Source organism: uncultured Pseudomonas sp., assembly GCF_913777995.1.
Lineage (GTDB): Bacteria > Pseudomonadota > Gammaproteobacteria > Pseudomonadales > Pseudomonadaceae > Aquipseudomonas.
On sequence record NZ_CAJYVE010000038.1, the window covers coordinates 120344 to 132776 of the forward strand.

General features: G+C 64.2%; 7 protein-coding genes and 1 other RNA gene. 7 read left to right on the forward strand and 1 reads right to left on the reverse strand.

Features of this window, described 5'->3' with window-relative positions:
* Window positions 1-182: 182 nt before the first annotated feature.
* On the reverse strand, window positions 183-1496 hold the full coding sequence (gene guaD, locus QZ497_RS16780) for a guanine deaminase (RefSeq protein WP_295476964.1): 1314 nt from the start codon (window positions 1494-1496) through the stop codon (window positions 183-185).
* Window positions 1497-1722: 226 nt separating this feature from the next.
* Between guaD and QZ497_RS16785 the strand changes: the two genes are divergently transcribed.
* The 7 genes from QZ497_RS16785 (at window position 1723) to QZ497_RS16815 (ending at window position 12196) form a co-directional block, all read left to right on the forward strand.
* Window positions 1723-2379, forward strand: a complete 657-nt coding sequence (locus QZ497_RS16785; RefSeq protein WP_295476966.1) for a GntR family transcriptional regulator — start codon at window positions 1723-1725, stop codon at window positions 2377-2379.
* Between the two features lie 4 nt (window positions 2380-2383).
* Complete coding sequence (smc, locus tag QZ497_RS16790) at window positions 2384-5872, forward strand: chromosome segregation protein SMC (RefSeq protein WP_295476968.1); 3489 nt, start codon at window positions 2384-2386, stop codon at window positions 5870-5872.
* Between the two features lie 237 nt (window positions 5873-6109).
* Window positions 6110-6982, forward strand: coding sequence for a cell division protein ZipA (gene zipA, locus QZ497_RS16795; RefSeq protein ID WP_295476969.1), 873 nt, complete (start codon window positions 6110-6112; stop codon window positions 6980-6982).
* A gap of 93 nt (window positions 6983-7075) precedes the next feature.
* Window positions 7076-9436, forward strand: a complete 2361-nt coding sequence (gene ligA, locus QZ497_RS16800) for an NAD-dependent DNA ligase LigA (RefSeq protein ID WP_295476971.1) — start codon at window positions 7076-7078, stop codon at window positions 9434-9436.
* 90 nt (window positions 9437-9526) lie between these two features.
* The gene (locus QZ497_RS16805) at window positions 9527-10690 is read left to right on the forward strand and encodes a putative zinc-binding peptidase (RefSeq protein ID WP_295476973.1); all 1164 of its coding nucleotides are present in this window, start codon (window positions 9527-9529) and stop codon (window positions 10688-10690) included.
* A 157-nt stretch (window positions 10691-10847) separates the two neighbouring features.
* An RNA gene (ffs, locus tag QZ497_RS16810) (signal recognition particle sRNA small type) lies at window positions 10848-10944 on the forward strand.
* 217 nt (window positions 10945-11161) lie between these two features.
* A complete protein-coding gene (locus QZ497_RS16815) occupies window positions 11162-12196 on the forward strand; it encodes a pyruvate dehydrogenase (RefSeq protein ID WP_295476975.1) in 1035 nt (344 codons plus the stop codon).
* Window positions 12197-12433 lie beyond the last annotated feature (237 nt).

The following is a 12433-nucleotide window of genomic DNA, read 5'->3' on the forward strand; positions in this document are numbered from 1 at the left end:
GATGCTGGCTTGCCAATAAAGGGATTTCTTATAAGCAGTAGGTACTGACCTATCGCTTGCTTATAAGAGTAAGGGGCAAGTCATAGCGAAGTGAAATTCGTAATGGCTATAAGCTAATATTTTAATCCTGTATTAAGTTTGTTTTTTAAGTTGCAATAAATGCATTTATTGGGCGCTGATTGCTAGCGCTGGTGTACCCGCCGTCCCGCCGCCCAGGTCTGCCTGATCGCTCGGTCGTCGCCCAGGGTCATGAGCACGAAAAGCCTTTCTTCCAGGCTGCGGCAGTGCTTAAGACGCTGGGTGATCAGCGGCGTGGCGTGGTAGTCCAGTACCACGAAGTCCGCCTCGTTGCCGGGCCTGAAGCTGCCGATGCGGTCGTCCAGGTGCAGGGCCCGGGCGCCGCCGAGGGTGGCCAGGTACAGCGACTTGAACGGATGCAGCCGTGCGCCCTGCAGCTGCATCACCTTGTAGGCCTCGTTGAGGGTCTGCAGGATCGAGAAGCTGGTGCCGGCGCCGACATCCGTGCCCAGGCCCACCTTGACCTTGTGCCGTTCGGCCATCGGCAGGTTGAACAGGCCGCTGCCCAGAAACAGGTTGGAGGTGGGGCAGAAAGCGATGGCCGAGCCGGTTTGTGCCAGGCGCGCGCAGTCGGTGTCGCACAGGTGTACGCCATGGGCGAACACCGAGCGCTCGCCGAGCAACTGGTGATGATCGTAGACGTCCAGGTAGCTGCTGCGCTCGGGGTGCAGCGAGCGCACCCAGTCGATTTCCTGACGGTTCTCGCTCAGGTGGGTCTGCAGATACACGCCGGGGTGTTCGGCCAGCAGTCGCCCGGCCATGGCCAGCTGTTCGGGCGAGCTGGTCGGCGCGAAACGCGGCGTGACCGCATAGCTCAAGCGGCCCCGGCCATGCCAGCGCTCGATCAGCGCCTTGCTGTCGGTGTAGGCGCACTGCGGGGTGTCGAGCAGATCGGGCGGCGCGTTGCGGTCCATCATCACCTTGCCGGCGATCATCCGCAGGTCACGGCGTTCGGCCTCGGCGAAGAAGGCCTCGACCGAAGTCCGGTGCACGCTGCCGAATACCATGGCGGTGGTGGTGCCGTTGCGCAGCAGTTCGTCGATGAACTGGCTGGCCGCCGTGGCGGCATGGGCGGGGTCGGCGAACTGGCGTTCGCAGGGGAAGGTGTAGGTCTGCAGCCAGTCCAGCAGCTGTTCGCCATAGGCGCCGATCATCCCGGCCTGGGGCAGATGAATGTGGGTGTCGATGAACCCGGGGGTGAGCAGTGCGTCGGGGTGTTCGATCAGGGTGACTTCGCGGCCCAGTTGCGGCAACAGCTCGCTGGCCGGCCCCATGGCCTGGATCTGCCCGTTTTCGACCAGCAGCAGGCCGTCCTCGACATATTCGAAGCTGGCCTCGACACCGACCTCGGCCGGGTCGGCCAGGCTGTGTAGCAGGGCACCACGATGGGCGGTACGAAGGGGGGTGGCAGACGGCATTGAAACCTCATGAATGGTGCGCACAGGCATACAAGTGATCGGACAGCGATTCGTGTGGGCGTTTCCTGATGTTTTGTTCATCCACATCCTGGCGCTTGATATACACTGCGCCGCTTGTATCGAAACTTTGCACGACAGGGCACGTCAAGCCCGCTCCAGGCGACGCCTGGCGGCTCCCCCGGCATTCAGCCCAGGGGTCTGGTCCGGATTCTCAAGGAATTAAACGATGTTCAAGGCGCTGGATAGTCTGGCAGAGCAGATTGCCCAACATTTGGCCGAGCGGATCATCCGCGGCGAACTCAAGCCTGGTGAGCGCATCCAGGAACAGAAAGTCACCCAGGCCCTGAACGTCAGCCGCGGTTCGGTGCGCGAGGCGCTGCTGATTCTGCAGCGCCGCCACCTGGTGGTGATTCTGCCCCGGCGTGGCGCCCAGGTCACCGCGCTCAACGCGCACCACGTGACCAGCCTGTGCAAGCTGATGAGCGAGTTGTACATCCTGCTGGGTATCGCCGTGTCCGAACGCTGGCAGAGTCCCGCCGACCTGCAGCCTTTCCTGGTCATCCAGCAGCGTCTGCAGGCCAGCTTCGAAAGCCAGAACGTGCAGGCCTTCGTCGAAGACAGCTTCAACGTCATGCGTGCGGCCTTTCCGTTCGCCGACAACCCTTACCTGCAGGAAACCGTCGAGAATCTGCAGCCCGCCATGAGCCGCAACTATTTCCTGGCTTTGGAGCAGCGCAAGGCCGAAATGAGCGACTACCTGCGGCTGTTCGAGCAACTGCTGCAGGCCGTACTCGACCGCGACCCGGTGCGCGTGCGCGAGGTGTTGTCCGAATACGGCCAGCGCAGCTGCCAGCTGGTGCTGGCCGCCTTGCAGGCGGTCTGAATCCATGCGCCTGAAGTGCATCAAGCTGGCGGGCTTCAAGTCCTTCGTCGACCCGACCACGGTGAACTTCCCCAGCAACATGGCGGCCGTGGTCGGCCCCAACGGTTGCGGCAAATCCAACATCATCGACGCGGTGCGCTGGGTCATGGGCGAAAGCTCGGCGAAGAACCTGCGCGGCGAATCGATGACCGACGTCATCTTCAACGGCTCGACCAGCCGCAAGCCGGTCAGCCAGGCGAGCATCGAACTGGTGTTCGACAACTCCGCCGGCACCCTGGTGGGGGAGTACGCCGCGTATGCAGAGATCTCCATCCGCCGCAAGGTGACCCGCGAAAGCCAGAACACCTATTACCTCAACGGCGTGAAGTGCCGGCGCAAGGACATCACCGACATCTTCCTCGGCACCGGCCTGGGGCCGCGCAGCTACTCGATCATCGAGCAGGGAATGATTTCCAAGCTCATCGAGGCCAAGCCCGAGGAGTTGCGTAACTTCATCGAGGAAGCCGCGGGTATCTCCAAGTACAAGGAGCGTCGCCGCGAGACCGAGAACCGTATCCGCCGCACCCAGGAGAACCTGGCGCGCCTGACCGACCTGCGCGAAGAGCTCGAACGCCAGCTCGAACGCCTGCACCGCCAGGCCCAGGCGGCCGAGAAGTACCAGCAGTACAAAGGCGAGGAGCGGCAGCTCAAGGCTCAGCTCTCGGCGTTGCGCTGGCAGACCCTCAACGACCAGGTGCGCCAGCGCGAAGCGGTGATCGGCGACCAGGAAGTGGCCTACGAGGCGCTGGTGGCCGAGCAGCGCAACGCTGACGCTGGCATCGAGCGCCTGCGCGACGGCCATCATGAACTGTCGGAGCGTTTCAACCTGGTACAGGGGCGCTTCTATTCGGTGGGCGGTGACATCGCCCGGGTCGAACAGAGCATCCAGCACGGCCAGCAACGGCTGCGCCAGTTGCAGGACGATTTGCGCGAAGCCGAGCGCGCGCGCCAGGAAACCGAGTCGCACCTGGGGCACGACACCACGCTGCTGGCGACCCTGGACGAAGAGCTGCAGATGCTCGAACCCGAGCAGGAAATCACCGCCGCCGCTGCCGAGGAATCGGCCATCGCCCTGGAAGACGCCGAGGCGGCGATGCATGCCTGGCAGGAACAGTGGGACCGCTTCAACCAGCAGTCGGCCGAGCCGCAGCGCCAGGCGCAGGTGCAGCAGGCGCGCATCCAGCAGCTGGAGCAGAGCCTGGAACGCCTGGCCGAGCGCCAGCGGCGCCTGGCTGAAGAGCTGCAGCTGCTTGCCGCCGACCCCGAAGACGCGGCCATCCAGGCCCTGGACGAGGAGCTGGCGGCTCGCGAGCTGACCCTCGAAGACCTGCAGATCAACGAAGAACAGGCCGGCGAGCGCCTGGAGCAGCTGCGCGACGACTTGCAGCGCAGCGTGCAGGCGCAGCAGCAGGCGCAGGGTGAACTGCAACGCCTCAATGGTCGCCTGGCTTCCCTCGAAGCCTTGCAGCAGGCCGCCCTGGACCCGGACAGCGGCACCGCCGACTGGTTGCGCGAGCAGCAGCTGGTACAACGTCCGCGACTGGCCGAGGGGCTGGAGGTGGAGCCGGGTTGGGAACTGGCGGTGGAAACCGTGCTGGGCGCCGACCTGCAGGCGGTGCTGGTGGATGATTTCGCCCGCCTCGATCTGGCCGGTTTCAGCCAGGGCGACCTGCGTCTGGTCAGCCCTGGCAACGCCACGTCCGGTGCGCCCGGCAGCCTGCTGGACAAGGTGCGCAGCGCGGTCGACCTGTCGGCCTGGCTGGGTCAGGTCGTGCCCGTCGACGACCTCGACCAGGCGCTGGCACTCCGTGCTTCGCTGCAGCCAGGGCAGAGTCTGATCAGCCGTGACGGCTATTGGCTGGGGCGCGACTTCCTGCGTGTGCGCCGCGCCGCCGAGGCGCAGAGTGGCGTCTTGGCGCGGGGTCAGGAAATCCAGCAGTTGGGCATGCAACGCGACGAACGCGAGTCGGCGCTGGCCGAGCTGGAGGAGCGTCTGCAGGTGTTGCGTGAGCAACAGTCCAGCCACGAACAACAGCGTGAGGAGTTGCGCCGCCGCCTGCAGGACGAAAACCGCCAGCAGGGTGAACTCAAGGCGCGCCTGTCGGCGGCACGTGCCAAGGCCGAGCAGTTGACCCTGCGCCGCACGCGCCTGGAAGAAGAGTTGGCCGAACTGGCCGAACAGCGCAGCGTCGAGCACGAGAACCTCGGCGAGTCGCGCCTGCAACTGCAGGACGCCCTGGATGCCATGGCCCAGGACACCGAGCAGCGCGAGGTGCTGCAGGGCCAGCGTGACCAGTTGCGTGAGCGCCTCGACCGGGTCCGTCAGGAGGCGCGCCAGCACAAGGATCGCAGCCACCAGTTGGCTGTGCGTCTGGGCTCGCTCAAGGCGCAGCACAGTTCCACCCATCAGGCACTGGAGCGTCTGCGCATGCAGTCCGAGCGCCTCAGCGAGCGCCGTGAGCAGTTGAGCCTGAACCTGGAGGAGGGCGCCGCGCCCCTCGAAGAACTGCGCCTGAAGCTCGAAGAGCTGCTGGAGCGGCGCATGGTGGTGGACGACGAGATGCGCACCGCCAAGAACGCCCTGGAAGACGCCGACCGCGAACTGCGCGAGGTCGAGAAACGCCGCAGCCAGGCCGAGCAGCAGGCTGCCCTGTTGCGTGGCCAGCTGGAGCAGCAGCGCCTGGACTGGCAGTCGTTGAGCGTGCGGCGCAAAGCCTTGCAGGATCAGTTGCACGAGGACGGCTATGACCTCGCCGGTGTGCTGGCGACCCTGGAGCCCGGCGCCACCGAGCGCCAGGCCGAGGATGAGCTGGAGAACATCGCTGCGCGTATCCAGCGCCTGGGGGCGATCAACCTGGCGGCCATCGACGAGTTCCAGCAGCAGTCGGAGCGCAAGCGTTACCTGGATGCCCAGAACGCCGACCTGGTCGAGGCTCTGGATACCCTGGAGAACGTCATTCGCAAGATCGACAAGGAAACCCGCAACCGCTTCAAGGACACCTTCGATCAGATCAACAGCGGTATCCAGGCCCTTTTTCCAAAAGTTTTCGGTGGTGGCTCGGCTTATTTGGAACTGACGGGCGAAGATCTACTCGATACAGGGGTGACGATCATGGCGCGCCCCCCCGGGAAGAAGAACAGCACCATTCATTTGCTGTCTGGCGGCGAGAAAGCCCTGACAGCCCTGTCGCTGGTGTTCGCCATCTTCCAGCTCAACCCGGCGCCGTTCTGCATGCTCGACGAAGTCGACGCGCCGCTGGACGACGCCAACGTGGGCCGCTATGCACGTCTGGTGAAAGAGATGTCGCAGACCGTGCAGTTCATCTACATCACCCACAACAAGATCGCCATGGAAATGGCCGATCAACTGATGGGCGTGACCATGCACGAGCCGGGGTGCTCGCGGCTGGTGGCGGTGGATGTGGAGGAAGCCATGGCGATGGTGGACGCCTGAGGGCCGTCGGCCGATGCCGGAAATGGCTTTTTGCTAGTGCGGTTGTGCTCAAGATAACGATTCAGAACACAACAGGTGGTACAGACGGTGTTAAGTTGCCGAAGGTCGTGCTAGTTTAATGACCACTTTTTTATTTCGACGTGGGCAAAATGCCAGTTAGAACATAGACTTGGCTCCACGTTTTAAAGGGGTTTGCTCCCCTGTTTTTAGAATTTCTCATTCGAGGCACTGGATTACATGGAAATCGGTCTGCGTGAATGGCTGATCGTCATCGGCATTATCGTCATCGCCGGTATTCTCTTTGATGGCTGGCGGCGTATGCGCGGCGGCAAGGGCAAATTGAAATTCAGGCTTGATCGCAGCTATTCCAACCTGCCGGACGACGACGAAGCGTCGTCCGCCGAGCTGCTCGGCCCCTCCCGCGTGCTGGAAACCCAGAAAGAACCGCAACTCGACGAGCATGACTTGCCTTCGGTCAGTGCCGAGGCGCGTGAGCCGCGCCGTCGCCACAACGACAAGAAGCGCAAGGACGAGCCGCAGCAGGGCGACCTGGACCTGGACGAAAGCCCGGCACCGCTGTCGGCCCGCGAAGAGCACGAGGTCGAAGACAAGCCGGCTGCGCGTGGCACCTCTTCGTCCGGTTATGGCAACGTCGCCGAGGACAAGGAGCAGGCGCCGCTGGAGGAAGTGCTGGTGATCAGCGTGATTTCCCGCGACGAGAGCGGCTTCAAGGGCCCGGCGCTGCTGCAGAACATCCTGGAAAGCGGCCTGCGTTTCGGCGAGATGGACATCTTCCACCGCCACGAGAGCATGGCCGGCAATGGCGAGGTGCTGTTCTCCATGGCCAATGCGGTCAAGCCGGGGGTGTTCGACCTCGACGACATCGACCACTTCAGTACCCGTGCGGTGAGCTTCTTCCTCGGCCTGCCAGGTCCACGGCATCCGAAGCAGGCGTTCGACGTGATGGTCGCTGCCGCACGCAAGCTGGCCCACGAACTCAACGGCGAGCTCAAGGACGACCAGCGCAGCGTGCTGACCGCCCAGACCATCGAGCACTACCGCCAGCGCATCGTCGAGTTCGAGCGCCGCGCGCTGACCCAGCGCCGCTGAGCGGGGGCGGGTGATGTCTCGGCCCGCCCGGATCAACTTGTTCGTAGAGAGCAGCTTCGGCTGCTTTCTTGCTTTTTGTCTTGAGAGAACACCATGAAGGCTGTCGAAACCCGAATCCTGGAATTGCGCACCGAGCTGGACCAGCACAACTATCGCTATCACGTGCTGGATGAACCCAGTATCCCGGATGCCGAGTACGACCGCCTGTTCCACGAACTCAAGGCCCTGGAAGCTGACAACCCGCACCTGGTGACCCCGGACTCGCCCACCCAGCGGGTCGGCAGCGCAGCCTTGACTGCCTTCACCCAGGTACGCCACGAGCTGCCGATGCTCAGCCTGGGCAACGCCTTCGAGGAAAGTGACCTGCGTGATTTCGACCGCCGCGTCGGCGAGGGGCTCGACCTGCCGGCTGGTGACCTGTTCGGCGCGGGCGCCAAGGTGCAGTACAGCTGTGAACCCAAGCTCGACGGGCTGGCGGTGAGCCTGCTGTACCGCGACGGCGCCCTGGTGCGCGGTGCTACGCGCGGTGATGGCACCACCGGCGAAGACATCAGCGTCAACGTGCGCACCATCCGTAATGTGCCGCTCAAGCTGCAGGGCAAGGGCTGGCCGGCGACCCTGGAGGTACGCGGTGAGGTGTTCATGTCCAAGGCCGGCTTCGAGAAGCTCAACGCCAGCCAGGCCGAAATCGGCGGCAAGACCTTCGCCAACCCGCGCAATGCCGCCGCCGGCAGCCTGCGCCAGCTGGACTCGAAGATTACCGCCAGTCGCCCGCTGGAATTCTGCTGTTACGGTTTGGGGCAAGTAACTGAAGAAATTTCCGACACGCATGTAGGCGTGTTGGAAAAACTCAAGACCTGGGGTTTGCCGATCAGCCGCGAACTGAAACTCGCTGATGGCGTTGAGCAATGCCTGGACTATTACCGTGATATCGGTGAGCGGCGCTTGAGTCTGCCTTACGAAATCGACGGCGTGGTGTTCAAGGTCAATAGCCTGGCCGCCCAGCGCGAGCTGGGTTTCCGTGCCCGCGAGCCGCGCTGGGCCATTGCCCACAAGTTCCCGGCCCTGGAAGAACTCACCGAACTGCTCGACGTCGAGTTCCAGGTCGGGCGTACCGGCGCAGTGACCCCCGTGGCGCGCCTTAAACCGGTCAAGGTGGCCGGCGTGACGGTGTCCAACGCCACCCTGCACAACATGGACGAAGTGGCGCGCCTGGGCGTGATGATCGGCGATACGGTGATCATCCGCCGCGCAGGTGACGTGATTCCTCAGGTTGTCCAGGTGGTCACCGAGCGCCGACCCGAGAATGCGCGCCCGGTGCAGGTGCCCGAGCAATGCCCGGTGTGCGGCTCGCACGTCGAGCGTACCCAGCTGGTCAAGCGCAGCAAGGGCAAGGAAACCCTCAGCGAGGGAGCCGTGTACCGTTGCATCGGCCGCCTGGCCTGTGCCGCGCAGCTCAAGCAGGCGATCATCCACTATGTGTCGCGGCGCGCGATGGACATCGAAGGCCTGGGTGACAAGACCATCGAGCAACTGGTGGACGAACAACTGATCGGCTCGCCGGCCGACCTCTATGGCCTGCAGTACGAGCAGATCATCGACCTGGAAGGCTTTGCCGAGGTGTCCACCAACAAGCTGCTCAAGGCCATCGCCGACAGCCGCCAGCCGAGCCTGGCGCGCTTCATCTACGCCCTGGGCATTCCCGACGTGGGCGAGGAAACCGCCAAGGTCCTGGCCCGCTCACTGGGCGCCTTGCAGCGCGTGCAGCGGGCCTTGCCCGAGGTGCTAACCTACCTGCCGGACATCGGTCTGGAAGTGGCGCACGAGATCCACAACTTCTTCGAAGACGAGCACAACCGCCAGGTCATCGATGCCCTGCTCGGTGAGCGCGGTCTGGTCCTGCAGGACGAAGGCGAGGTGAGCGCCGAGTTCGCCGCCAGCGCCACCCTCGACGGGCTGCTCGACAAACTGCACATTCCCTTCGTCGGCCCGGGCGGTGCGCTGAAGCTTGCCGAACGTTTTGGTGCGCTGGACAAAGTGATCGAGGCCGACTGGTTGGACATGCGCCAGGCGCTGCCGGAGAAGCAGGCCAACGCCGTGCGCGAGTTCTTCGCCAGCCCGGACAACGCCGCCCGCGCCCGCGCCATCGAGGCGCAGCTCAAGGATTTCGGTATGCACTGGCACAGCGAGCGCAAGACCGCCGAAGGCCTGCCGCTGGCCGGCCAGACCTGGGTGCTCACCGGGACCCTGGAACGCATGAGCCGCGACATCGCCAAGGACAAGCTGGAAAGCCTCGGCGCCAAGGTCTCCGGCTCGGTGTCGGGCAAGACCCACACGGTGGTCGCAGGACCCGGTGCCGGCTCCAAGCTGACCAAGGCCAACGAGCTGGGTGTCCGGGTGATGGACGAAGACGCCTTCGTGGATTTCCTCGCCGGCCATGGCATCAGTGCCTGACGCGCGCCGGGCGCACGCCAGCCGGCTGATAAACGGAACCCGCGCTGAAGGGCATGATCTAGTCATGCACATCAGCGGGGGAAATCCACCATGCTTCGTTTCTTCGAACAGTTGAGTTCGCGTATCTCCGCGCCCTTCATCAGCGACAGCCGCCGGGCCAGCAAGGTCTGGCAGTGCCGTTGCGGGCAGCCGGTATTTTTCCCCAATACCCAGTGCCTGGCCTGCGAGGCGGCGCTGGGTTATCTGCCGGAGCAGGGGCGGGTGGTGGCGCTGGAGCCGGCCGGCCAGCCCGACACCTGGCGCATCAGCGGCGAACCGGGCGATGCCCTGTACCGGCGCTGCGCCAACCTGGGCACGGCGGCGGCGTGCAACTGGTTGCTGCCGGTGTATGAAATGGGTGACTTCTGTGTGGCCTGCGCGCTGAACCGCACCATTCCCGACCTGAACGTTGCCGAGAACCCCGAGCGCTGGTGCAAGGTAGAAACCGCCAAGCGCCGCTTGGTGGCTCAACTGATCGGCCTGGGACTGCGGGTCATTCCCAAGAGTGTCGACGAACAGCGCGGCCTGGCCTTCGATTTCATCGGCGTGGACCAGGAAGGCCGCAGGCCGACCACCGGGCATGCCAACGGCCTGATCACCCTCGACATCCGCGAAGCCGACGACGCCCACCGCGAAGCGATACGCGTGCAGATGGGCGAGCCATACCGAACCTTGCTCGGCCACTTCCGCCATGAAGTGGGGCACTACTACTGGGACCAACTGATTGCCAACAGCCACTGGCTGTGGTCGTTCCGCCAGCTGTTCGGTGACGAGCAGGCGAGCTACGCCGAGGCGCTGGAGCGCCACTACCAGCAAGGCGCCCCCGCCGACTGGCAGACGCATTACGTGAGCGCCTACGCCACCATGCACCCTTGGGAAGATTGGGCGGAAACCTGGGCGCATTACCTGCACATGGTCGATGCCGTCGACACCGCACTGGGCTTCGGCATGAGCGCCCGCGACAAGGGCCTGGAGTTCCAGCCGTTTCGGCTAGAAGCACTGTTCGACCCACAGCACCCCGGCGGGCCGTCGTTCCTGGCCTTTGTCAACGCCTGGATCGAACTGGCCGGTATGCTCAACGAACTGTCACGCAGCATGGGCCAGCCGGATTTCTACCCCTTCGTGCTCACCCCGGCGGTGATCGCCAAGCTGCACTTCATCCACCTGGTGATCCAGGACGCCGGCGGCAAGGCAGATGAGGTGGTGCAGGTCTGAGCGGCATCGAGGGCAGGGGGCTCAGCCCCGGCTGACCCGGCATTGGAGCCAAGTCCTTGAGCGACCTGATTTTTTAATCGCAATCAGAGGTTGTATCTTCGCCGCAGACCGGTACAATGGCGCGGCCCGCTAGCAGCGGGCGTCTTTATGGTGACCCCATCGGTCCCCTCGCAATGATTACCCGTCAACCTGGTCAGGTCCGGAAGGAAGCAGCCATAGCGGGAACATCGTGTGCCGGGGTGTGGCTGGTGGGGTTGCCACCCTCTCAAGCTCGTCCGAGCTGCTGAATCTCTTAATCGAACATTCTTCGCGTCGCCCTCTGGTACTCGTTCGCCTGTCATTCACCGCCATCCGTATTGGCGCGGTCATCTTGTGCCCGACACTTTCCTGATGAAGAAATTTGATTGCATATGCAATCAGATTGCTTTATTCCTGACCCTCCCGCGCCCATCGTCACAGGAGTTCGAAGGAATGAAGACGCACCCTCAACGGCCCGTTCCGGCCACCGGTCAGTTGGTCGAAACGTGCCTCCAGCGTTTCGAGGAGGTCCTGACCAACGGCGCCGGGCAGCGCTGTTCGCCGTTGGCGGCAGTCGGCGAGGTGCTGCGAAGTTTCCAGGGGTTGTCCGCTCGGCGCGGGCCGAGGGTGATCAACGACCATCCCGCCGACTCGCAAAGCCAGGTGCCGATCAGTGCCTGGCCGTTGTGGTTCGCCGAGGCGGAAGAGGCTGAGCGGCCGTTGTTCTACCTGACCCGTTCGCCGACCTCCGCGCATCTGTCGATGTTGAGTCGGCAGATCGGTGAGCGGGGCCTCGTGTTCAATGACATCGAGTCTTCGCCGTCGCGCTGGGCCAAGGGGGCGCACCCGTGGTTGCCGCTGTGGCTGGCGGGCAACCGGCAGTGTTTGCCGTTCGACCCGGCCTGTGGCGCAGAGGCGCTGGCAATCGTGGTCGGCGCCTTGCGGTCGTTGTACGTGGAGGGGCGGCCGGGTTTCTGTTACCTGACCTTGCATGACCAGACCCCGAGCGTCGCCGGCCCGTATGTAGACCTGCACGGAGCCTGGCTGGGGCTTTACCGCGTGAATCCGCCAGCGCCCAGCGCGCCGCTGCGCCTGCTCGGTGCCGGGCGCATGCTGAATGAGGTGCGTGAGGCGGCGCGGCTGCTGGCAGAGGATTGGGGCGTGGCCTGTGAGCTGTGGAGCTGCCCGAGCTATACGCGCCTGGCTCGGGATGCCGAGAGGGCAGGGCAGCGCAGCCATCTGCTCGGCTGTCTGGGACAGGGCGGCAGGCCGGTGCTGGCGGTGACCGGTTATGCGCAGTTCGTTGCGGCGCAGCTCGGCGCACACCTGCCGGGGCCGTTCCGGGCACTGGGGGCAGACAGCCTGGCGCCGGGGCAACGCCTGGATCGACACTGGGTGGCCTACAGTGCCTTGCAGATGCTGGTCGATAGCGAGCACTTGCCGGTCAGTTGCCTGGCCGAAGCATTGCAGTGCTACCGCCTCAACTGAACCCGGCGAGCCCACGCAGGCACTGGTGGGACACCCTTCGGCTTTTGTTGGAGCTTGCTCGCGAACAGGTCGGCAAAACCCATGCATCTGCTGTGAACGTGACGCAGCCATCGCGAGCAAGCTCGCTCCTATGTATGGACTCGCCCCACACTGTCAACACGCTTTGCTTTAAACACTGCTGCCCGGTTGCATCTATGTATCAGGCCTATTCGAGGAAGCGCCTGGCTTCTGGCCAAC